Source organism: Phytobacter sp. V91, from assembly GCF_965644225.1.
Lineage (GTDB): Bacteria > Pseudomonadota > Gammaproteobacteria > Enterobacterales > Enterobacteriaceae > CBFFRJ01.
This window is the reverse complement of record NZ_CBFFRJ010000006.1, coordinates 46,298-68,247: the sequence shown is the minus strand read 5'-3', so window position 1 is coordinate 68,247 and position 21,950 is coordinate 46,298. Positions and strand designations below refer to the sequence as shown.

23 protein-coding genes and 2 pseudogenes are annotated in these 21,950 nt (G+C 53.0%); 11 read left to right on the top strand and 14 right to left on the bottom strand.

The genetic code is table 11. The features are described from left to right. Nucleotides 1–10: 10 nt before the first annotated feature. The 8 genes and pseudogenes from ACSZO4_RS02420 to ACSZO4_RS02385 form a co-directional block, all read right to left on the bottom strand. On the bottom strand, nucleotides 11–2,230 hold the full coding sequence (locus tag ACSZO4_RS02420; protein ID WP_437887240.1) for a TonB-dependent receptor domain-containing protein: 2,220 nt from the start codon (nucleotides 2,228–2,230) through the stop codon (nucleotides 11–13). A gap of 238 nt (nucleotides 2,231–2,468) precedes the next feature. After that, on the bottom strand, nucleotides 2,469–3,260 hold the full coding sequence (locus ACSZO4_RS02415; RefSeq protein ID WP_437887239.1) for an energy transducer TonB: 792 nt from the start codon (nucleotides 3,258–3,260) through the stop codon (nucleotides 2,469–2,471). Further along, nucleotides 3,257–4,123 carry a ChaN family lipoprotein gene (locus ACSZO4_RS02410; RefSeq protein WP_437887238.1) on the bottom strand — a complete coding sequence of 289 codons (867 nt, stop codon included), beginning with the start codon at nucleotides 4,121–4,123 and terminating at the stop codon, nucleotides 3,257–3,259. Before ACSZO4_RS02410 ends, ACSZO4_RS02415 begins: the two co-directional genes overlap by 4 nt. Nucleotides 4,124–4,354: 231 nt before the next feature. Further along, nucleotides 4,355–5,287, bottom strand: a complete 933-nt coding sequence (gene mmuM / locus ACSZO4_RS02405; RefSeq protein WP_437887237.1) for a homocysteine S-methyltransferase — start codon at nucleotides 5,285–5,287, stop codon at nucleotides 4,355–4,357. A gap of 16 nt (nucleotides 5,288–5,303) precedes the next feature. Continuing rightward, nucleotides 5,304–5,847 (bottom strand): annotated as a pseudogene (locus ACSZO4_RS02400) (hypothetical protein). A gap of 181 nt (nucleotides 5,848–6,028) precedes the next feature. Then, the gene (ymcF, locus tag ACSZO4_RS02395; RefSeq protein WP_437887236.1) at nucleotides 6,029–6,214 is read right to left on the bottom strand and encodes a cold shock small protein YmcF; all 186 of its coding nucleotides are present in this window, start codon (nucleotides 6,212–6,214) and stop codon (nucleotides 6,029–6,031) included. 12 nt (nucleotides 6,215–6,226) lie between these two features. Then, nucleotides 6,227–6,439, bottom strand: a complete 213-nt coding sequence (gene cspE, locus ACSZO4_RS02390; protein ID WP_437887235.1) for a transcription antiterminator/RNA stability regulator CspE — start codon at nucleotides 6,437–6,439, stop codon at nucleotides 6,227–6,229. 393 nt (nucleotides 6,440–6,832) lie between these two features. Beyond that, complete coding sequence (locus ACSZO4_RS02385; RefSeq protein ID WP_437887234.1) at nucleotides 6,833–7,309, bottom strand: GyrI-like domain-containing protein; 477 nt, start codon at nucleotides 7,307–7,309, stop codon at nucleotides 6,833–6,835. Between the two features lie 221 nt (nucleotides 7,310–7,530). Here ACSZO4_RS02385 and ACSZO4_RS02380 point away from each other — a divergent pair, with 221 nt between their 5' ends. The 4 genes and pseudogenes from ACSZO4_RS02380 (at nucleotide 7,531) to ACSZO4_RS02365 (ending at nucleotide 10,666) form a co-directional block, all read left to right on the top strand. Further along, complete coding sequence (locus ACSZO4_RS02380) at nucleotides 7,531–7,860, top strand: hypothetical protein (protein WP_437887233.1); 330 nt, start codon at nucleotides 7,531–7,533, stop codon at nucleotides 7,858–7,860. Nucleotides 7,861–7,914: 54 nt separating this feature from the next. Then, the gene (locus ACSZO4_RS02375) at nucleotides 7,915–8,598 is read left to right on the top strand and encodes a hypothetical protein (protein WP_437887232.1); all 684 of its coding nucleotides are present in this window, start codon (nucleotides 7,915–7,917) and stop codon (nucleotides 8,596–8,598) included. Further along, a complete protein-coding gene (locus tag ACSZO4_RS02370; protein ID WP_437887231.1) occupies nucleotides 8,598–9,167 on the top strand; it encodes a LemA family protein in 570 nt (189 codons plus the stop codon). Before ACSZO4_RS02375 ends, ACSZO4_RS02370 begins: the two co-directional genes overlap by 1 nt. 73 nt (nucleotides 9,168–9,240) lie before the next feature. Beyond that, nucleotides 9,241–10,666: pseudogene (locus ACSZO4_RS02365) on the top strand (DNA cytosine methyltransferase). A 33-nt stretch (nucleotides 10,667–10,699) separates the two neighbouring features. Here the strand turns inward: ACSZO4_RS02365 and ACSZO4_RS02360 are convergent. Next, nucleotides 10,700–11,521: a hypothetical protein gene (locus ACSZO4_RS02360; RefSeq protein ID WP_437887230.1), complete on the bottom strand. Its 822-nt coding sequence runs from the start codon at nucleotides 11,519–11,521 to the stop codon at nucleotides 10,700–10,702. Between the two features lie 147 nt (nucleotides 11,522–11,668). Then, the gene (locus ACSZO4_RS02355) at nucleotides 11,669–11,827 is read right to left on the bottom strand and encodes a YqaE/Pmp3 family membrane protein (RefSeq protein WP_437887229.1); all 159 of its coding nucleotides are present in this window, start codon (nucleotides 11,825–11,827) and stop codon (nucleotides 11,669–11,671) included. A 589-nt stretch (nucleotides 11,828–12,416) separates the two neighbouring features. On the opposite strand from ACSZO4_RS02355, the gene alaE reads away from it, so the two are divergent. Next, complete coding sequence (alaE, locus tag ACSZO4_RS02350; protein ID WP_437887228.1) at nucleotides 12,417–12,863, top strand: L-alanine exporter AlaE; 447 nt, start codon at nucleotides 12,417–12,419, stop codon at nucleotides 12,861–12,863. 31 nt (nucleotides 12,864–12,894) lie between these two features. On the opposite strand, the gene ACSZO4_RS02345 is transcribed toward alaE, so the two are convergent. Continuing rightward, the gene (locus ACSZO4_RS02345; protein ID WP_437887227.1) at nucleotides 12,895–13,239 is read right to left on the bottom strand and encodes a DUF2002 family protein; all 345 of its coding nucleotides are present in this window, start codon (nucleotides 13,237–13,239) and stop codon (nucleotides 12,895–12,897) included. A gap of 163 nt (nucleotides 13,240–13,402) precedes the next feature. Here ACSZO4_RS02345 and ACSZO4_RS02340 point away from each other — a divergent pair, with 163 nt between their 5' ends. From ACSZO4_RS02340 to nrdF, 5 genes are all read left to right on the top strand, one after another. Then, nucleotides 13,403–13,729, top strand: coding sequence for a DUF883 family protein (locus ACSZO4_RS02340; protein WP_437887226.1), 327 nt, complete (start codon nucleotides 13,403–13,405; stop codon nucleotides 13,727–13,729). Between the two features lie 248 nt (nucleotides 13,730–13,977). Then, a complete protein-coding gene (gene nrdH, locus ACSZO4_RS02335; RefSeq protein ID WP_437887225.1) occupies nucleotides 13,978–14,223 on the top strand; it encodes a glutaredoxin-like protein NrdH in 246 nt (81 codons plus the stop codon). Further along, the gene (gene nrdI, locus ACSZO4_RS02330; protein WP_437887224.1) at nucleotides 14,220–14,630 is read left to right on the top strand and encodes a class Ib ribonucleoside-diphosphate reductase assembly flavoprotein NrdI; all 411 of its coding nucleotides are present in this window, start codon (nucleotides 14,220–14,222) and stop codon (nucleotides 14,628–14,630) included. The genes nrdH and nrdI overlap by 4 nt, the downstream gene beginning before the upstream one ends. Beyond that, nucleotides 14,603–16,747, top strand: a complete 2,145-nt coding sequence (gene nrdE, locus ACSZO4_RS02325) for a class 1b ribonucleoside-diphosphate reductase subunit alpha (protein WP_437887223.1) — start codon at nucleotides 14,603–14,605, stop codon at nucleotides 16,745–16,747. The genes nrdI and nrdE overlap by 28 nt, the downstream gene beginning before the upstream one ends. 10 nt (nucleotides 16,748–16,757) lie before the next feature. Continuing rightward, a complete protein-coding gene (gene nrdF, locus ACSZO4_RS02320) occupies nucleotides 16,758–17,720 on the top strand; it encodes a class 1b ribonucleoside-diphosphate reductase subunit beta (RefSeq protein WP_437887222.1) in 963 nt (320 codons plus the stop codon). Between the two features lie 146 nt (nucleotides 17,721–17,866). On the opposite strand, the gene ACSZO4_RS02315 is transcribed toward nrdF, so the two are convergent. The 3 genes from ACSZO4_RS02315 to ACSZO4_RS02305 all read right to left on the bottom strand — a co-directional run bounded on the left by ACSZO4_RS02315 (nucleotide 17,867) and on the right by ACSZO4_RS02305 (nucleotide 20,810). Beyond that, nucleotides 17,867–18,607: a nitroreductase family protein gene (locus ACSZO4_RS02315; RefSeq protein ID WP_437887221.1), complete on the bottom strand. Its 741-nt coding sequence runs from the start codon at nucleotides 18,605–18,607 to the stop codon at nucleotides 17,867–17,869. Nucleotides 18,608–18,673: 66 nt separating this feature from the next. Then, entirely contained in the window at nucleotides 18,674–19,351 is a 678-nt protein-coding gene (locus tag ACSZO4_RS02310; protein ID WP_437887220.1) for a type 1 glutamine amidotransferase domain-containing protein, read from the bottom strand. Nucleotides 19,352–19,394: 43 nt separating this feature from the next. After that, nucleotides 19,395–20,810 (bottom strand): coniferyl aldehyde dehydrogenase, encoded by a 1,416-nt coding sequence (locus ACSZO4_RS02305; protein ID WP_437887219.1) that lies wholly within the window; start codon nucleotides 20,808–20,810, stop codon nucleotides 19,395–19,397. A 106-nt stretch (nucleotides 20,811–20,916) separates the two neighbouring features. On the opposite strand from ACSZO4_RS02305, the gene ACSZO4_RS02300 reads away from it, so the two are divergent. Then, nucleotides 20,917–21,828, top strand: a complete 912-nt coding sequence (locus ACSZO4_RS02300) for a LysR family transcriptional regulator (protein ID WP_437887218.1) — start codon at nucleotides 20,917–20,919, stop codon at nucleotides 21,826–21,828. Nucleotides 21,829–21,950 lie beyond the last annotated feature (122 nt).

Here is a 21,950-nt window from a genome sequence, read left to right as displayed (position 1 = left end):
TGGCCAGGCCTTAGAACTGAATTTCCCCGCCGAAGACGTAGGTACGCCCGCGCGCCGTGGTATTCACTGACGAGCCTTCTTTGGCGTAATCGAGGCTCTGGTTCATACGGTTAAGGGCTTCGGAGTAGTCGCGGTTGGTGAGGTTCTGCACGCTGAAGCGCAGGGTCACGTTATCGCTCATCTCATAGGAGCTGTAGAGATCGATAACGGTCGGGATATCCGGCATGCTCTCTTTCGGCACGGAGTTGGTATCGGTGTTGATACCTTCGGTGCTCAGGCGTTTGGATTTACCGGTGAATTTCACCAGGCTGCCGACGGTTAGTTTCTGGTTGAACAGGCGACCGCCCACGTCGAGGGTGGCGTAGCTGTCCGGCAGGTCACTCATATCGTCATAGGCAAAGTTATAAATGCTGCTGGTGATCGAGGTTGGCTGATTGGTGTGCTGCTTGCTCCAGGAGACATTCACATAGGCGAAACCAACGTCGTACCCGGCTTCAATTTCGTAGCCTTTGGTGGTCACCGGCGAGAGGCTATTGAGATAGACGTTAGCATTAAAGCCATCCTGTGAATTCTCTATATCCTTACACAGTGAGCCGTCGTAGCAGAGCATAAAGGATTCGCTGGTAATGTAATCCTTAATACGGGACTGATACGCCAGTGCCTTCATATGGAAGGTGTCCTGCTCGGTCAGCAGCCCTTTTTTATTGACGTTAAAGCCCGCTTCCCAGGTTTCCGCTTTTTCCGGTTTCAGGAACGGGTTCATAGAAGCCCCGCCCTCGTTGGCAAAGAACACTTCCTGCACGTTCGGCGCACGGGAGGAACGGCTCCAGCTGACGAATGGCTGCAACCAGGGGGTAACCTGCGCGGAGAAGGTCGCCGACGGGTTAAAGGCATTATCGTTCAGATGAAGGGTGGCCTCTCCCTGAGGGAAACATTTCTCATTATCGGCACAGGCTGGTTTATGCCCTTCGAGCTTGCTGCGGGTGTAATTGAGGTTCAGATCCAGCTGATAAATATCTTTATTCAGCGTCAGCCCGGTATATAGCGACGAGATATTCTGTTTGCCCGCGGGGGCAAAGGCATTGCGATCGGTGTCACTCGCCTGAGTGAAACTACGGGTATAGCGGGTATCCATTAATTTGCCGCCAAACTGAAACACGGTAAACAGATCCTCACTCATCTTAAAGCGGCTGGTATTGCTGATATCCAGCGCATTGGATTTATTGGTGGACGAGGATTTCTCAAAGTTGTACAGCGATTCCGGCTTATAGGCCTGATTACCACGACTGGTGCTGGCGAGCACATTAAACTCGATCAGCTCATTCAGCGGCGCATAGTTATAACGCAGGTAGTAATCGTCGCTGGTAATATCCCGGCGCGTGAATGTATTAGCGTAATTACGCCCGGAGAATTCAATTTTATTAAACTGGTCCGGGTTAAAGTTAACTTTGTAGAGTTCGGAATGAGGTTCCTGGCGCAGGTACTCATTATCGCTGCCAAAGAAATCTTTACTACTGCGTCCGCCGCCGTTCTTATAGGTTGCATAGGTGCGGCTGCCGCTGATCCCCACCAGTGCGCCAAGAGCGCCGCCATTGTCAAAGGTGTCGGTCTTACCGGCAACGGAAATCATCCCGGTGCGCCCCAAACCGTTGTCGCCAACGGAGAAGCGGGAAAGGACGCCGGTTTGCCGCCCCTCTTTAATCACATCATCAATACCGATAGTGCGGAAATTGGCGCTCCCCGCCAGGGCGTTAACGCCCTGCGCACCTGCACTACTGCCGCGCGTGATGTCGACTTCGGCGAGGAAATTGGTGTCCAGCGGCGCCCCTGCGGCGGTGTTGGCCCCGGCGTGATAGTTAGCGGGCGCCATACCATAAAAGGTCTGGGTTACCCCATCCACCATGGTGTTCACGCGGCCCAGGCCGTTCATACCACGAATATTGACGCTGACCGCCCCTTGCAGAGGATCGACCTGGGTATAGGTTCCCGCCATACTGCGCAGGGAAGCATCCAGACTTTGCAGATTTTTATTCAGCGTACGGGAGCTGTATGCCCCAGGCTTGCTGTAAGTCTCTTCTGATGAACCTTGCTGATATTTCCCCTCCAGCGGGTTATCGGTAACGGTGACCGGAGAGAAGACCGACTCCCCAACCCCTTCTGCGGCGAAAGCCGGACCGTGAACAATGAGCAGCCCGGTCAGCAGCCCTTTGACCACATGTGATTTTTCCATAATCAATTCCTGTTTTTTTATTTTAAGCACAAAAATGGACAGCCCTGCCCGTCGCTCTTATTGCAAAGAACGACAGCAAATTGCCCATAATAAAAACCTGAGAATGTCATGGCCGCAGCGGCGTAAAACGCGATCGGCTCTTTTTATTCAAATAATGAATAATGTAAATGACGCTCTTTAAAACCAATAATTATTGACCCGGTCATAATTACCCGCAGTATTTCTGCGGGTTAATTTATTATGTTTTTGACAGACCAAACTCCACCGGCAGCGTGACTTTATGAACCCCATTTCTGAGTATTTCCCCTGGCGGCGGGGGTAGTGGGCGCGCGCTGTCCAGCGCAATCATTGCCGCCCTGTCCAGAGAGAGCGTGCCGGACGGCGTAGCAAGCTGCGAGCTGAGGATCTCCCCACGCTCATTGACGCTAAAGGTGATAATGACGGTTCCGGTACGGTGGCGGCGTCGCGCATCATCCGGGTAGTTGCGCACTTTATTGATTTTGCCTTTGACCAGCGCCTCCCAGCTTATTTTACTTTGACTGATTAGCGCAGAATCCGTATCCAGCGGCGCCGCATTGCGCTGAGTTTGCGCACTTTGCACCGGTGGAGCGGCGAGGCTGGTGATGGTTGAGTTGCCCTTCTCTTCTTTCTGTTCACGCTGGGATTTTTTCTTTATTTCATTTTTCTTTTTGCTTTTATGTTCCCGCTTTGCCGCCGCCAGCTTAATTTCCGCATCGTCCTGCGCCAGCAGCTTTGGCATCTCTTTATTCTGCGCTGTCTCCTCTTCGGTCATCGCCTCAACTTTACGTTGCTGAGTCACGCCCGGCGGTAAATCAGGGCGAATAAGCGAGACTTCAAACTCCGGAGAATATTCCACCATCACCGCCGGAGGCATGGCCTGCGAAGGGGTGTTGGCAAAATGAATAACAAAGGGTAATACCAGTGCGACGTGAAATAAAACACTGGCGACAGCCCCTCCTGCCCTGGCATATCGCGGCGTCTCGCATGGCGTATTGAGAGGAGTCGTCATTTTGCCGCCGGAACCGACCAGATATAGTCAGCCTGTCTGACCGAAAGATTTGTTCCTTCGGTGGTGAGCATCACCACGATCGGTTTTTCTGCATTCAAATCAGCCAGATGCAGCGGTACGCCAATATCTTTCGCCGCATGATATCCCCCCGCAATCAGCAACGCCGGGCGTGGTGCCTTACGCAGTTGCTCGGCCATAAAGCGATCGCGCTGCTGCTGAATCGCCATCATCGCCGTCACCTGTTCACCGTCGATTTGACCGTCGTGCATCAGATAAATAATGGCCGACAGAGCTTCATGCACCTGCGGGCTGGAAGTGCGTTCGCCCGCCGGGAATATTGGACTTTTGTACAGTTTATTGACCTGCTCGCGGGTAATATTGGCGGCCAGCAGTGGCGAAGGTGATGTGACTGCGCTCATCACGACGTCGCGGTACAACTCCCACGGCCAGCCTTTGCTCCAGCGCATCGTTTCTGCGGCGCGGGATGCGCTCACCGTGGCGCCGGAGAGACTCGCCTGCTTGACGCGGTTGACTCCCTCCTGCTGGCTGGTGTCGATCATCTCCATCAGCACGCTGCCCTGAGGACGCTTTTTCGCCAGATTTTCCAGCAACCATTGCTCAAGGTGGTGGTGATGCAGGTTCGTATGCTCTTCACCGACAATGACCATCGGCGCGTTACTCAGCCTTGCCAGCAACTGAGCAGGCGTGAGATAGAGCCCCGTCGCCGCATCCTGGATGCAGGAACATTCCGCCGCTTCCGTCGTGGTCGCAGCCGACGTTGTCGGGGTTGAACTTTGACACGCGGTGAGCGCGAAGGCGGCGCCCAGCAGCAGTGCTTTGATAACTTTTTCCGTATTAAACATAACGATCCATTATTGTTTTTTTAGTCGCAGGCTTTTTAATTGCTGCAAATTAACGCAGGATTATATGTATTAACAATAATGATTATCAAGATCATTCTCATTACCATTAATATGCAGAGGGTATTATGCGGGATAATTTTACTTAAGGAGGGGGATAACCAGGGAAGCAAAAAGAAAAACCCGCAGAAGGTAGCCTCTGCGGGTTTACGTAAATACCTAAGTCTGACAGGGCTATTTAGCCACCGAGAGAGCGGCAATATCTTTTGGCGTCGTCCGGCAGCAGCCGCCAATCAACTTCGCCCCGGCCTCCAGCCATTGCGGTAAATAATCCGCCAGGCTTTCACACCGTTCGCCATGGTGATGCCAGGTTTTGCTTACCGCATCGTAGTGTTCACCAGAGTTCGGATAAACCACCAGCGGCAGCGAAGTAAGAAGGTGCAGCGACTGAAGCGCGGCGGTGGTGTATTCCAGCGCGATACAGTTAACCCCCAACGCCACGATCTGTGGATTTTCCCTGAGGGCGGCAACTACCTCAGCCAGCGGCGTCCCGTCGCTTAAGTGCGCGCTGTCACGCAGGGTAAAGGAGAACCAGGCGCGGGCGCGCGGATAGTCAACAATCAGGGCCGCCAGGGCCTGGATCTCAGCAAAGGATGGCAGGGTTTCACAGGCCAGCAGATCGGCGCCGGCATCCAGCAATGCCTCTACGCGCGGTCGGTGAAAGGCGATAAACTCCGCCTGGCTGCGTACATAATCCCCACGGTATTCAGAACCATCGGCCAGATAAGCGCCATAAGGACCAACGGAACCCGCCACCAGCAGCGTACCTGCATGAGGGTTTTCGGCAATCCAGGCTTCGCGCGCCTTGCGGGCCAGCTCAACGCTTTTACCAATCAGCGCCAGAGACTGCGCCTCGTCAAGCCCGCGGGCGGCAAAGCCTGCAGGGGTAGCCTGGTAGCTGGCGGTAATGGCCACCTGCGCCCCGGCGCGAAAATAGTCGAGGTGCACCTCGCGGACCAGCTCCGGGTTTTCCAGCAGCACTTTGGCAGACCACAGACTATCGGCGAGGTTGCATCCGCGCGCTTCCAGCTCCGTCGCCATCGCGCCATCCAGCACCACAAAAGACTGCTTTTCAACAAGATGACTAAGCGGGTTATTCTGCGACATGTTCAGGCTCCTGCGTTTACCGGGATTGGGTCAAGTAGTAAGCACCATAACACAAGGCCACAAAGGGTAACCCGCAGTAAAGAGCAATCCGCTGACCCGGATCAAAAGCCAGCCCCACACAGGCCACCAGGCAAAGGATGAAGCCGAGCACCGGCACCAATGGATACCAGGGGGCACGGTACTGTAGCGCGCTCAGCGGTTTACCTGCCTGAAGATGACGGCGGCGGTAAAGCTCGAACCCAGCGCGACCGTCCAGGTCAGCCAGTAAAGCCATGCCACGGTATAACCGGTGCCTGGCCAGGATAACGGCTGGCGTAGATATGAAAAGCGCCGGTCTCCGGCATCGCCACCGAGAGCTCCCCGAGACACTGCATCACCAGCCAGACCACCAGCGCGCCAATCAGCCAGGCCAGCAGCGTTCCGGCAGCGCCCGTGGTTGAAATAATATAACCCGTATTAAAAAATAGCCCTGTCCCAATCACGCCGCCAAGGGAAAGCATAATCAGGTGACGGGTTTTCATGGTGCGTATAATCTGCCCGGTTTCTTGTTCTGTTTGCATATTACCTTCTAAACGTATGGACATCTAAACGTCCAAAGGAGGTGTGTTATACCGTGATATTAACACATTGCCAGTCTGTAATCCGTTTCCCGCAGTAAATCGCAGGTATAAAAAAACCACCAGCCAACGCCAGTGGTTATCGTTTTACGCTCTGTAAATAAGCCGACGGCTTATCCAGATATTAGCGACAGTATTCGGCCAGCTTAATGGTGGGACGAACAGTCGGGGCACAAAAATTCACATTTTCGACCATGTTGCTTTTGCAAAAAATACATTTTGCGCCATGGGGATTGTTTTCGCTCACATCAAAAGGTGAACTGCGAAATTGCGAACCATGGCAGGTAGGACAACGAAGATGCATAGTCATACTCAATCCTCCTTAACGAGCTACCACATTCACAGCTGAAGGTCCTTTAGGACCATTCTCAACTGAAAACTCTACTTCCTGATTCTCGTTTAACGTACGAAAATCATTACTTTGGATCGCAGAAAAATGCACAAAGACATCTTTACCGCCATCTTTCGGAGAAATAAAACCAAACCCTTTCTCAGGATTAAACCACTTAACAATACCAGTCATTTTAGAAGACATTTTTTTACTTTAAAAATTCATTTGAGCCCTTAGGCGAACGGGGTCCGAATACAGATTAATCAGAGCTTACAATCGGGACTCAAAAGAAAAGGTAACGATGACACTTCAAAATGAGGGGATGTACTGAGATGCTTTAGATAGGTCTGCGTATCAAACCGAAGCATCATTTAGTCACATCCAACCGAGTAAAGCAACTTTTATTTATAACAACTGCATTTCTTTACAAGAAGATGACGGAGCGGAAGAAATAATACGTTTATTGCCGCGAGCAACAGCAATGGAATATCAGCGGGCAAACCGTCCGACCATCGCTAAATATTGCCAACGGCTTCAGTTTTTTCTGAAAAACAGGTCACTACGGGCAATCAGATGAGTGCCCGTCCGGAATAATATTTATGCGCTGGCGGGGATTTTGGCCTCAACAGATTGCCAGATTTCAATCTCCCAGCTCCCACTTGCACCATCACAGAGATATTTTTCAAAACAGACGCCCCGCCCGGGCGTATAACTGCTCGCATTGATGGCGGCATAGAGTTCATCCCAGGCTTTCGCAAATGCTCCGTCTCTGACGATGGTGTGCCACACGGCATACAAACCGCCAGGCACAACCTCTTTTCTGAACCCGGTTCCGTCAATATTGACCGGCGTGTCTTCGTCGATAGTCAGGGCAACGTCGGCACGCAGCACATCGACTGGCGTTTGCGCCGGGTCATCCCAGTAGAACACCAGCGCTTCTTCATAGGAGAGACTTTGCTCTTTTGCCCAGGGAAGAATAGCCCGAAATCCCTCAGGGACAGTTTCATTCCATGGCCCACCCACTCTAACGCACACAACCTGCCGAGGTTGTGCATTCTCAATCCGTAAACTCATCACGCCTCCAGATGTCATATCGAATGTGTACCCGATGTCCAAAATACGCTCGCGGAAAAAACCTGTCCTGCCCTTTTCTCCTGACCAATATGAGAAACAAGGATAAGCATCACTTAAGTGAAATTACCGGTAATTCGTCTTTTCTGTTGATATCATGACGAAACCGGCAGTATTGCTAAAATTAGCCAGTTATCAGGCACTAAAAGGATTCAGGCATATAAATGGCATTGACAGATCAGACGACGGGCGGCGGACTACTGGTCACCGAACATGACCAACGCCTGTCAGCATTATTACAGCAGGTTGCAAAGGATATTGAGGCGGCATCGTCAAAACAGGAATTGATTGCCGTCATTCAACGGGTGAAAGACTTTGGCGCACCACTGAAATTTAACCATGGCCGGCATAAAGTTTTAGCGCTGACAACCGGCCTTATTGCTGTACTCGCGGGAATATTTTTCGACGACATTTTTTATCGCTGGAGTCTGTCGGCGACCCCCATCGTTATTATTGCCGGCTTTTGTACCCTGGCGCTTGTGGTCTGGATGTAGCGTAAAAGCGCCCGTATTCGCGCATCGGCTGAGCGTCTGTATCTGCGTGCATTATTGTTCGACAACCAGTTACGCGAGCTGACCGATGACCTTCCCGGGCTGGAAAAGCAGCTGTTTGCCGATTATTTTGAATTCCGGCGTGGCAATTACTCACGAAAAATATCGGCCGCTTATGCCGGGAATTATCAGGGTGAGACCCACGAATTTGCTTACCATTTTTACCATTTTCACTATGTTGACGAACGCGAAGTCAGCGAAACGGACAGCAAGGGAAATACCAAAACCCGCAAAGTGTACGATCACTATGATCGTTTCGGCATTGCGCTACCTTTTCGCTTTATTCGCCAGCTTGCCATCAGCCGTAAAGCCATCAGCGGATTTAGAGGTGAGCGTTATAAACCCTCTTCCAACCAGTTTAATCGTCTGTTTAAGGTGATAGCGGAGTCGGAAATGACGGCGGCGCGCTTTTTAAAACCGGCGGTGGTTCTGGCGTGCGAACAGGCGGCAAACGACTTTAAAGCGCTCAATCTGGAATTTAATCAGCAGGCCGGATTATGCATGTCCTTCGATAACAAGAAGGTCATTTCAGGTGAACAACGCTATGATTTCACCTCGCCGGAGGCGTTTATGGCGGAAATTGCCCAAACCACTCCGCTCGCGGAATTACAGCGGGCAGTGGCATTTATTCATACCCTGATGGTGTACTCAGACAATAACTTTAAAAAGGACGTTCAATAATGGATTTACTCTTCCCCGTTGCCATTGTGGCACTGCTGATTATCTCAGTCATTGTCATCTATAACCGCATTGTTGGCCGCATGAACGCCGTCGCCAGGGCCTGGGCTGACGTGGTGGCGCAGGAGCGGCAGAAAAACAACGTGCTGCCCGCGCTGGAAAAGATCGCCGCCGAGTATAAAGAGTATGAAGCGACCATCATGACGCAAATTACCGGGCTGCGAGCCTCTCTTAAACGCCTGGACTCCGACGCGATGGATTACAACGCCCTGACCGAAGCACATCACAACACCACGACGTTGTTGAGTGGCTTGTACGCCGTCGCAGAAAACTATCCGTTACTGAAAGCGTCTGAGCTGTATCGTAATTTGATGGCTGAAATCAGTGAGCAGCAGGAGAACATCGGCGCGGCCATTCGTATCTTTAACCGCAATGTCGAAGACTTCAATAACGGGATTGAGATGTTCCCTCACTCTGTCGTCAACGGCCTGTTCAACAAAAAGCACAAGCTCAGCACCTTTAATGATGCCCAGGCTGAAAGCGGTTTTGAGTATCGCCCGGACATTCACTGACAGCCGCAACAATTCCCTCCTTCTCTGGGTCAATTGAGTGATATATTTTCACGCAGTAACCCATGGAGACGTTATGTCGGAATTTGATTCAATCGCGCAAGAACTGTTGGTGCAGGCCGAAGCAGAAGACAAACGGCAACGGGAACAAGACAAAGAGCTGCTCGAGCGGGTGCTTGAAATTTACGGACAAAAATATGTGGCTGAGAAATTACGCCTGCTCGGTCAGAACGAATGGAGCCGGGAAAGGCTTAATCGCCGGGTGAATGGCAAAAGTGCCCCCACACCGCTGACCAGCGCTGAAGTTACCCTGTTGCGTAAAATGCTCCCCTCCGGCGCACCATCCGCATTACGCGTTCCGCTTTATCGATCTTTTTGCCGGTATCGGCGGCATCCGTAAGGGTTTTGAAGCCATTGGCGGCCAGTGCGTGTTCACCAGCGAGTGGAACAAAAACGCAGTGCGAACCTACAAGGCTAACTGGTTCAATGATGAAAACAACCACCGGTTTAATCAGGATATTCGTGAAGTCACGCTGAGCGGCAAACCGCAAATCAGTGACGCGCAGGCCTATGCCCACATCGATCAACAGATCCCGGATCATGACGTCCTGTTAGCCGGTTTCCCCTGCCAGCCATTCAGCCTCGCGGGGGTAAGTAAAAAGAATGCTCTCGGTCGCGCCCATGGCTTTGAATGTGAAGCGCAGGGAACGCTGTTTTTTGATGTTGCACGGATAATCAAAGCCAAGCGCCCGGCTATTTTCGTGCTTGAAAACGTCAAGAACCTGAAAAGCCACGATCAGGGCAAAACCTTTACCGTCATTATGAATACCCTCGATGAACTGGGGTACGACGTCGCCGATGCCGAAGCAACCGGCAAAGATGATCCGAAAATCGTTGATGGCAAACATTTCCTCCCCCAGCATCGCGAGCGTATTGTGCTGGTTGGTTTTCGTCGTGACCTCGACCTGCGGCAGGACTTTTCCCTGCGCAATATTGACCGCTATTATCCCGCATCCCGCCCGGCGTTTGGCGATTTGCTGGAGCCCGCCGGTGATGAGAAGTACATCCTGTCGCCAAAATTATGGGATTACCTCTACCACTACGCGAAAAAGCATGCTGCAAAGGGTAACGGCTTCGGTTTTGGCCTGGTGGACCCAACGCGGGCAGACAGCGTGGCACGCACACTGTCGGCCCGTTACCATAAAGATGGCTCAGAAATTCTCATCGATCGCGGCTGGGACAAAGCGCTGGGCGAAGCCGATTTTACCAATCCGGCCAATCAGCACCGCCGCCCACGCCGACTGACGCCACGCGAGTGCGCGCGACTGATGGGTTTTGAGAAAGTGGGGGAAAAGCCGTTCAGGATCCCGGTTTCAGACACCCAGGCCTATCGCCAGTTTGGCAATTCGGTGGTAGTGCCGGTTTTCGCCGCCGTGGCAAAGCTGCTTGAACCCTGGATTGCCCGCGCCGTCGCCCTTACCCACAAGCCTGGTAAACGCTGACAGACCAGCGTGCTTATCAAGTGTAACGGGCGGTCAGTCGCCCGTTTTTAAACTGCCAACAAACGCCTGCCACTGCGTCTGCAATGCCGCCACATGGCGCGTTTCGGACTCGATGGTATAAGGTAAAAAGCGGTTTTCATTCACCCAGTTGCTCAGTGATGAAAACCAGCTATCGCTGTCGGCTGAGTTTGCGGTAATCCCCAGCATTTCACGGCGAACAGCCTGCGAAGAGTGTGTTCCGTCTGTCAGCTGCGCGATAGCGTCCTGATGGTGGCGGGCCTGTTCGCGATTTCCCAGACTCTGCGCCAGTCGGGTTGCCTGCGATAAGGCCACTTTGGCCAGCTGATCTGCCTGGGTGGCTTTCTCATCAATAAACTGCGCGACAACATCGCTGGCCTGCTGCTGGTAATCCGCCGGGACGTATGTCTCCACCACCCGGTTAAGTTTTCCCTGAGTGAGGGCAAGATCCATAGCATTGGTGGTGTAATCCCCTTTTTCTGCCGGAGAAATCAGGGCCTGATGCAGCGCGTCGGCCATATCATCAGCCGCCACGGTGGCATGTTGCAGGAAGGAGAGGAAGCGAGGCGCATCATTCGCCGTTGCCGGGTCGCTAAAGAAATTGCTGGCAAGGCCGGGTTCAGAGGCTGTTGAAGCGCTCGATAGCGAGTTTTCACTGCTCTCTGGCTCGTGGTCAACACGCCGGGCGCTGGCCTGGCTTATGGCCTCCTGAGATAAACTCACCTCAACAGAACCCGGCAGGTCGGTCTTTACCCCGGTCAAAACACGCGCCGTATCCTGACGCGCGGCAGGCATCGCCCTGATACTGGCCGCAGAACCGACATCCTTCACGCTCATCTCTTCTCCTTAGAATCGTTGCCATCTGCTTTTTATCGTCCCGGAGACGAAGAACTTTACAAGTTTGCACGAAAAAGATGGAGAAAATTTGTGTATTTAACAATACGTTATAAAAATATCAAGGCGACAGACGCCGCCTTTTGCACGTTAGTCGCGGGTTTGCACCCAGAAGGCATGAATCAACCCCGGAATATAACCGCACAACGTCAGAATGATATTCAGGATAAAAGCAAAGCCAATACCTTTGCCCAGCAATACGCCCAGTGGAGGCAGCAAGATCGTGAAAACTATTCGCCAAAAGCCCATAACGTCTCCAGTGCAGGTGAAAACAGAACTCATTATAAAAAAGGATCTAAGGTTAAAGCATAGTCATTGTACGTAACGTCACCCACTCAACCCTGGCCTTTTACCCTCTTTTACGCAAAACAACACTTTCTCAATCACCGCCAGACCTGACGTACAGCCATCATTACGCATAATATTTTTTTATGCACAAATCACGCATAACTAACCAAACGATAAATCAGAACTAAACACTACAAAACACCTTATTGCAGCACAAAAAATGCTACTGGTTATTTTACGCTCAACAGCAAAGGATAGTTGGCTGAAAGCTGCCGACGGCTGATCATTGGATATGCGCATACCTGCTCATTATCACCATAACATTATGATATTGAGTAAATTTTTCTTATATCCCAATTAAAATAATGAAATGCGCAAAAAACAGACAATCGCAGAGCTATTTATCCAGTTTTTAAGAATAAATAAAAATTATTAGCTAGTTGTTAGTTTATATCCAGAAGGATAACCTATCGCCAATCAACGAAGCCCGGCAAACTGCTGGCAATCGTTTTAAATTCGCTAAATAGTTGCCTTATCAAGGAGCAGTACCATGTTCTCTTCGCAGTCCCGCCTGCGCCATGCCGTGGCAGACACCTTTGCAATGGTTGTCTATTGTTCGGTAGTGAACATGCTGATTGAAATTTTCCTCTCCGGAATGACTTTCGAGCAGTCGCTTTCATCTCGCCTGGTTGCCATCCCGGTTAACATCATTATTGCCTGGCCTTATGGCTTTTACCGCGATGCGTTTATTCGTCAGGCGCGTCGGCTCAGTCCGGCAAGCTGGATGCGCAACCTGGCCGATATTCTGGCCTATGTCACCTTTCAGTCGCCGGTGTATGTCGCCATCCTGTTAACGGTTGGGGCAGACTGGCAGCAGATTATCGCGGCGGTGAGCTCCAACATTGTGCTGTCGATGATGATGGGGGCGGTGTACGGCTACTTCCTGGATTACTGCCGTCGCCTGTTTAAAGTAAGCTACCAGCAGGCAAAAGCCTGAGTGAAGGTGACAGGCCCGGGCCTGTCACTGTTTATTGAATTTCGTCGAAAAGCCCCGACAAATAGCGCTCCAGCGCCATGCGTGAACTAAAGCCATGTGGAATACCGTAATGCTCCTGCGCATCCCCACCTAACCAGAGCGGGAAGTTCTGATAGTGGTCGCTGGTTTTGATATCAGAGGCCGGTTCCGCCAGTGACAAACTTCGTTCTTTCAGCGTAGGGTGAATGACCAGCGCAGTGCGTCCCATCCGCGCCTCCCGGTTCACATACACATAGTTGTCGCCACGGCGATAGCCATAGGTTTTCGTCGTCGCCACATCCATTCTAAAGCCTACTTTTTCCAGAACGCGCGCCACCTCATCGGGTCGTAAATACATATTTTTTCCTCGTCATCTTTTTACTGCATCGCAACCTTACATTACTCAGCATTAGCGCTGCTTTCAGAAAAGTCCATAAACGCGGGGAAATGGCCGATCGGGTCCTGACGGGGTAGAAATATGGTCTAAACTGAAATTCTCTTCGAAAACAAAGGAGGTTCCGATGTTTAACAGACCTAATCGCGCAGATGTCGACGAGGGCGTTGCGGATATCCAGAATGACGTCCATCAACTGGCGGATAGCCTGGAAGATGTCCTTAAATCTCTTGGCAGTGATGCGAAAGAAGAAGCGGATGCCGCGCGACGTAAAGCGCAGACGCTGTTAAGGGAGACCAGAGCGCGTCTGAACGGACACTCGCGTGTTCACCAGGCGGCACGTGATGCCGTTGGCTGCGCAGGCTCATTTGTGCGGGAAAAACCGCTGCACACCCTGGGGGCGGCGGCGGCCGTCGGTATTATCCTCGGCGCGCTGATTAGCCTTCGCCGCTAACGGATTTTCCGCTCTTTCAACCCCGTTCGCTGCTGGCGTGCGGGGTTTTTATTGGCTGAAAGCCACGAATTACAGGTATGCCACACCCTTCCCGCCGCGCTAATCATCCAGGATAAATTAATCTCAATTTCCTATATCTTGTGTGGTTGAAAGTTTTATCAACTACATCTAGTATTCCTGTTAGCAACAAAGACACTACTGACGCGACCTTTCGCGCCGTTCCTTCATTCTAACTGGAAATACGAATCATGCGCATTACCATTTACACAAAAAACGACTGTGTGCAGTGCCACGCCACCAAACGAGCAATGGAAAGTCGTGGTTTTGAATTTGAAATGGTGAACGTTGACCTGGTTCCGGATGCGGCAGATGAGCTGCGTGCGATGGGTTTTCGTCAGTTACCGGTGGTCGTTGCAGGTGAAACCCAGTGGTCCGGTTTTCGCCCGGATATGATTAACCGTCTGCAGTCAGCGCCACGCGTTGCCAGCGCATGAGCCAACTCGTCTACTTCTCCAGTAGCTCGGAAAACACTCAGCGGTTTATTGAGCGTCTGGGTTTGCCGGCAATCCGCATTCCTCTTAATGAGCGCGAGCGTATCCGGGTAGACGAACCCTATATTCTGGTGGTTCCCAGCTACGGCGGCGGCGGTACAGCAGGCGCAGTGCCGCGCCAGGTCATCCGCTTTCTTAACGACTCGCATAATCGCGCCCTGATCCGCGGGGTGATTGCTTCCGGCAACCGTAACTTTGGTGAAGCTTACGGACGAGCGGGAGATGTGGTCGCGCAAAAGTGCAGCGTGCCATATCTCTATCGTTTTGAGCTGATGGGAACTCAGCAAGATCTTGAAAACGTGCGTAAAGGAGTGAGCGAATTTTGGCAACGACAACCGCAGAGCGCGTGACGCAAACCACGCCCGATTACCATGCGCTGAATGCCATGCTAAACCTGTACGATAAAGCAGGTCACATTCAGTTCGATAAAGACCATCAGGCCGTAGAGGCGTTCTACAAAAATCACGTGCTGCCCAATACGGTGGCCTTTGCCAGTCAGGATGAACGGCTTAATTATCTGGTGCAGGAAGAGTATTACGACGAAAGCGTGCTGGGGCGTTATGACCGCGCTTTCGTGGTCGACCTGTTTGCCCATGCGCACGCCAGCGGTTTCCGCTTCCAGACCTTCCTCGGCGCGTGGAAGTACTACACCAGTTACACGCTGAAAACCTTCGACGGCAAACGCTACCTCGAACATTTTGAGGATCGGGTGTGTATGGTGGCATTAACCCTGGCGCAGGGCGATAAACTCCTGGCCCGGCAGTTAACGGATGAGATCCTTTCCGGCCGCTTCCAGCCAGCCACTCCGACCTTTCTCAACTGCGGTAAGAAGCAGCGCGGCGAGCTGGTCTCCTGCTTCCTGTTGCGCATTGAAGATAATATGGAGTCCATCGGTCGTTCGGTGAACTCGGCCCTTCAGCTCTCCAAACGCGGCGGCGGCGTGGCGTTCCTGCTCTCCAACCTGCGTGAAGCGGGCGCACCGATTAAGCGCATTGAAAACCAGTCGTCAGGGGTGATCCCGGTGATGAAAATGCTGGAAGATGCCTTCTCCTATGCCAACCAGCTTGGCGCTCGCCAGGGCGCTGGCGCGGTCTATCTGAATGCGCACCACCCGGATATTTTGCGTTTTCTCGACACCAAGCGTGAAAACGCCGACGAAAAAATTCGCATCAAAACGCTGTCGCTGGGCGTGGTTATCCCGGATGTCACCTTCCGTCTGGCGAAAGAGAATGGCGAAATGGCCCTCTTCTCCCCTTACGACGTGGAGCGTCTGTACGGTAAGCCGTTTGGCGATATCGCCGTCAGCGAGATGTATGAGCAACTGGTGGCCGATGACCGGGTGCGCAAACAGTATATTAATGCTCGTGATTTCTTCCAGCGGCTGGCGGAGATCCAGTTTGAATCCGGCTATCCGTATATCATGTTTGAAGATACGGTAAATCGCGCTAACCCCATCGCCGGACGCATCAATATGAGCAACCTGTGCTCAGAAATTTTGCAGGTCAACAGCGCCTCCACCCTGGATGAGAACCTTGATTACGCCACGGTGGGCCATGATATTTCCTGTAATCTCGGGTCGCTGAATATCGCCCACACCATGGACTCACCCGACTTTGGCCGCACCGTAGAAACCGCCGTGCGCGGCTTAAGCGCCGTCTCTAATATGAGCCATATTCGTTCGGTGCCATCGGTGGAAGCAGGCAATGCGGCATCGCACGCCATCGGCCTTGGGCAGATGAATCTGCACGGCTATCTGGCGCGCGAAGGCATTGCTTACGGCAGCGAAGCGGGGCTGGATTTAACCAACTTCTATTTCTACACCATCACCTGGCATGCGCTGAACACCTCCATGATGATGGCCCGCGAGCGCCAGCAGCGCTTTGCCGGGTTCGAGCAGTCGCGCTATGCCAGCGGTGAGTATTTTGACCAGTACCTGCAAGGGAACTGGCAGCCGAAAACAGAGAAAGTCCGTGCGCTCTTTGCCCGCAGCGGCATCACAATCCCTGACCGTAATATGTGGGAGCAGTTACGTGAGAATGTGATGCGCCACGGCATCTATAACCAGAACCTGCAGGCGGTTCCACCTACCGGGTCGATTTCATACATCAACCATGCCACATCGAGTATTCATCCGATTGTGTCAAAAATTGAAATTCGCAAGGAAGGCAAAACCGGGCGCGTTTATTACCCGGCGCCCTTTATGACCAACGAAAACCTGGATATGTACCAGGACGCCTATGAGATCGGCCCGGAGAAGATTATCGATACTTACGCCGAAGCCACCCGCCATGTGGATCAGGGGCTGTCGCTGACGCTGTTCTTCCCGGATACCGCCACCACGCGCGATATCAACAGAGCGCAGATTTATGCGTGGAAGAAAGGTATCAAAACGCTGTACTACATTCGCCTGCGCCAGCTGGCGCTGGAAGGGACTGAAATTGAGGGCTGCGTGTCCTGCGCGCTGTAAGGAGAAGAGGATGAAACCACTGTCACGCGTTAGCGCAGTTAACTGGAACAAAATTCAGGACGATAAAGATCTTGAGGTCTGGAATCGCCTGACCAGCAATTTCTGGCTGCCGGAGAAGGTGCCGCTGTCGAACGATATCCCGGCCTGGCAGACGCTGGAGCCTGCGGAGCAACAGCTGACCATTCGCGTCTTTACCGGGCTGACATTGCTGGACACCATTCAGAATACCGTCGGCGCGCCGACCCTTATGGCCGATGCCCTGACGCCGCATGAAGAAGCGGTACTGTCGAATGTCAGCTTTATGGAGGCGGTGCATGCCCGTTCGTACAGCTCCATTTTCTCAACGCTTTGCCAGACCAAAGACGTGGATGCCGCCTATGCCTGGAGCGAAGAGAACAGCGCGTTGCAGCGTAAAGCGCAGCTGATCCTTGAGTATTACCGTGCTGAAGATCCGCTGAAAAAGAAAATCGCCAGCGTTTTTCTGGAGTCATTTTTATTCTATTCCGGCTTCTGGCTACCGATGCACTGGTCAAGTCGCGGCAAGCTGACCAATACCGCTGACCTTATCCGTCTAATCATTCGCGACGAAGCGGTACATGGCTATTACATTGGATATAAGTATCAGAAAGGGCTGGAAAAAATCAGCAATGAGAAGCGTGAAGAACTGAAGAATTTCGCGCTGGAATTGATGATGGATCTCTATGATAACGAGGTAACCTATACCGAGGATCTGTACGCCGGTTCTGGCTGGGAGGAGGATGTAAAAGCTTTCCTGTGCTACAACGCCAACAAGGCGCTGATGAACCTTGGCTATGAGCCGCTGTTCCCGGCTGAAATGGCGACGGTAAATCCGACGATCCTCGCCGCACTCTCCCCAGGATCCGATGAAAACCATGACTTCTTCTCAGGCTCCGGTTCATCCTATGTGATGGGCAAAGCCGTCGAGACAGAAGACGAGGACTGGAATTTTTAACATCATTCCCCCGGGCGATGCGCGGAATAACCATCAGAGCGGCATTTTTCCCCTCGCCCCGGCCATCTCCCGCAGGGGCGAGGGGACTGTCCGTGCAGGCATCATTTCCAGGGATTTCTGCCTGCAAAAAGACGGCGCGCCGGTGGTTATTTATCGACGCCGAAGCCCTGCTTTAAGATAGCGGGCAGTACGTCAGGGAAATAGATATGCTGATAATAACCGCTGACGCTTGCGCTCCAGGTATCACCGTCGGTGCGGCCTGTTGCCTGCCAGTGTTCGGTCATTTGCTGGTTGTAACGGGTAATTTTCTCTTCCAGTCCCGCCGTCTTGTAGGTTTCATCGTGACGGAAGGTGTCGAGCGGCAGACGCGGCTTATGGTGAGAGGGAACATCGACGTGGCCGATGACCACACCCGCAACCGGGAAAGTATGTTCAGGCAAATCCAGCAGCGCGATCAGCTCCAGTGGCTTCAGACGGATGCCGCCAATCGGCACAATGCTCAGACCTTCAGAGCGGGCCGCCGCCATCACCGAGCCCAGCGCAATTCCTACGTCGGTCGCCCCTGCAACAATGCTTTCGATGCTTTGATGCGCCACCTGCTCATTGCCGGCTAAGGCCATCCCGGTCCGGGTTTTATGCATATCCAGTACAAAGGTGACGAATACCGGGGCTTTGGCGATCCACGGCTGACCACCCGCAATCTGAGAAATCTTTGCGCGCATCTGCGCATCGCGCGTTACCACCACGGAAACCTGCTGGGAATGCACGGAAGTCGGCGCCCGCCAGGCCGTGCTGATAATACGTTCAAGCGTGGCGTCATCAATGGCTTTATCAGTAAAGCTACGCTCGCTTTTATGGTCATTAAACAGATCAATAATTGCGTTCATCACATCTCCGGATTGAATTACAAAAACCGGCCATTACGCACCTTTACGTCATGGCCGGAAGAGTTATCAACGCAGTATCGCGAGTAAGGCTTTTGCCACGCCTTCGGAGCTGGCGGGGTTCTGGCCGGTAATGAGTTTTCCGTCTTCAACGATGAACGGCGCCCAGTTCGGACCCTTCTGGTAGTCAGCACCCAGAGCAATAAACTCATCTTCAATCAGGAAAGGGACGATGTCGGTCAACGCCACATCGGCCTCTTCACCGTTGGTAAAACCGGTCACTCTGCGGCCTTTGATCAGCGCCTCCCCCGATGCGGCTTTCACGTGGCGCAGCACGCCAGGGGCGTGGCAGACGAAGCCGATGGGTTTGTCAGCGCGCTCAAAGGCCTCAATCAGCGCAATTGAGTCCGCTGACTCAGCCAGATCCCAAAGCGGGCCGTGACCACCCGGATAGAACAGGGTATCAAACTCTTCCTGACGCACTGTATCCAGCTTCAAAGTGTGAGCAAGCGCATATTGTGCTGCGGGGTCGGCTTTGAACCGATACGTCATTTCGGTCTGGAAATCCGCTAAGTCACTTTTTGGATCCAGCGGCGGCTGGCCGCCCGCCGGAGATACCAGCACCACTTCAGCCCCCGCATCTTTGAACGCATAATAAGGGGCTGCAAATTCCTCCAGCCAGAAGCCGGTTTTGTTGCCGGTATTACCCAGTTCACTGTGGGATGTCAGTACCATTAATACTTTCATTGTTTTCTCCTGCGAATCATGTCGATGTTGTTAGCGGTCTGAATCAGCTTTGCAAAAATGTCTCAATAGCCGCTTTTTTGTCCTGATAAGGCGCGCGTAGTCTCAGGTTTGACGTCCCTTCCGCGCTCTGCACCACAATCGGTTTGTGATGGCTAAAGCTTCTGAAGCCATGGATGCCGTGATACGCCCCCATACCCGATGCGCCCACGCCACCAAAGGGCAGACTGTCGATAGAGGCATGGGTCATTACGTCATTAATGACCACCGCACCGGAGGTCGTACTGGCGATAAAGTGCGCCTGGCGGGCCGTATCGTTACCGAAGTAATACGCCGCCAGCGGACGCGGCCCGGCATTAATCCATGCGATTGCCTCATCACCGGTGGTGTAGGTTTTAACCGGCAGCAGCGGACCAAAAATCTCTTCCTGCATGATCAGCATGTTGTCATTCACATCGAGCACCAGATGAGGCGCAATTTTGCGCGTGGCCGCATCGAAAACCGCTTCGCCTTCAGGCGCCAGGCTGATGAGGGTGGCCCCTTTGCGCCGTGCATCATCGAGCAGCATCACCAGGCGCTCAAAATGGCGCGGGCTGATGATGGCGGTGTAGTCCGGATTCGCCTGAATGGCGGGGAAGCTGTTGGCCATAAAGACCTTCGCCGCCTCGACCACCGCCGGAACGCTTTCCTCAGCAACCAGCAGATAATCAGGCGAAAGGCAGATCTGCCCGGCATTAAAGGTTTTGACCGTCAGCGTTCTCTCGATGGCCTGCGCAATATCAGCATCTTTATCGATAACCACCGGCGATTTGCCCCCCAGTTCCAGCGTGACGGGTACCAGGTTTTCCGCCGCCGCACGCATCACGTGTTTACCGACGGTGGAGCTACCGGTAAAGACCAGATGGTCGAATGGCAGACCGCTGAAGGCCTGACCAACGTCGGCATCCCCCAGCACCACGCTCAGCTCATCCGGGCTGAAGTACTGCGCAATCAGACGCGCCAGCAGGGCTGAAGTATGCGGCGTCAGCTCAGAGGGTTTAAGCATGGCGGTATTGCCCGCGGCAAATACCCCCGCCAGCGGCCCGAACGCCAGATTGATGGGGAAATTCCACGGGCTGATAATGCCGACCACCCCTTTGGCCTGTGGCTCAATCCACGCCTGCATGCCAGGGTATGGCGCCTCAACGGACTCCGGCTGCATCCACTCGCTGACGTTCTCAGCGGAATGACGCAGCATGGTTACCGTCGTCGCCATATCCGCGATAAGGGACTGATACTCGCTGCGATGGCCGAAATCCTGGCTGAGCGCTTCGCTAATCATCCGATGATTATCCGTTATCAGTTTTGCCGAACGCAGCAGGCGATCCTGACGCAGCGCCGCGCTGGCAGGGCCGGCCTGCAACTGTGCGGTTTTCATGGTCTCAAGGCGGCCCTGTAACGCCGCTTTTATTGTGTCTGACATTGTTAAATTCCAGGGTTCATTGCGATGAATAAAGCCTGACAGATCTGGCATTCAGACACTAACAACGCTATTTTTACAGGGTCATAAATATATTTATGGGTCATATATGTCGTTGATTAGACTTAGAACATTTATTGAGGTTTACCGCCAGGGGTCCATTACTTCCGCAGCCAAAGCGCTTCACCTGACGCAGCCTGCGGTCTCGCAACATATTTCCGGGTTGGAAACTGCGGTAGGAAAACCGCTTTTTGAGCGCCAGACCCAGGGTGTGACCCCCACTGCTGCTGCCGATGAGCTTGCTGCCGATATCGGGAACAAACTCGATGCCGCAGAAGCGGCGCTGGCTACCGCGCGCGCACGTTCATCGGGCATTGCCGGTACGTTACAGATAATCGGCCACGCCGATTTTATGGCGGAAAAACTGCCCGAAGGACTGGTGCCGCTGCTGGAAGCCGATGTGCAGGTGCGCATGCACACCGGAGATGGCCCGCTGGTTATTCAGATGCTGCTGGAAGGACATTGCGATCTGGGCATTTCAGCTCATCCGGTCACCGACCCACGCCTGAAAAGTGACGTGATTTATACCGACAACGTACTGGCAGTGGCCAGCCCGGCGGTTGCTCATCGTCTGATAAACACCGGCCCGCTAACCCAGGGACTGAGCGCGGAGCCGCTGCTCGCCTACAATCTGGAGCTGTCGCTGATTGATAACTGGATGGCGAAAAATCGCATTGCTCCCACAGAAACACTCCCCGCCGCCGTCGGCCAGGATCTGCGCGCCCTCAGAACCTTGCTGACCAAAGGGTTTGGCTGGACAGTGTTACCGGAGTACCTGTGCACTGAGCAGCTCAAACGCGGCGAACTGGTGCAGCTCCCAGCCCCGGTGGACAATACCACCATCACCTACAACCTTATCTGGATGCCTGCATCACTGCGCCAGCCCAGAGTGGCCTGGGCGAAACACCAACTGCTGACGCAAATTAATCAAGGGGAAATATCGGAAATACCCTCAATATAATCGCCGGGGATCCTGCAACTCTCTGGCAATATTTTCACCGTCATTCGCTGGTCATATTTCCCTGAATCACTGCAATAATTCATTAAATTTTCCGGCCATTGCAGAAAAATCACATAAAAATT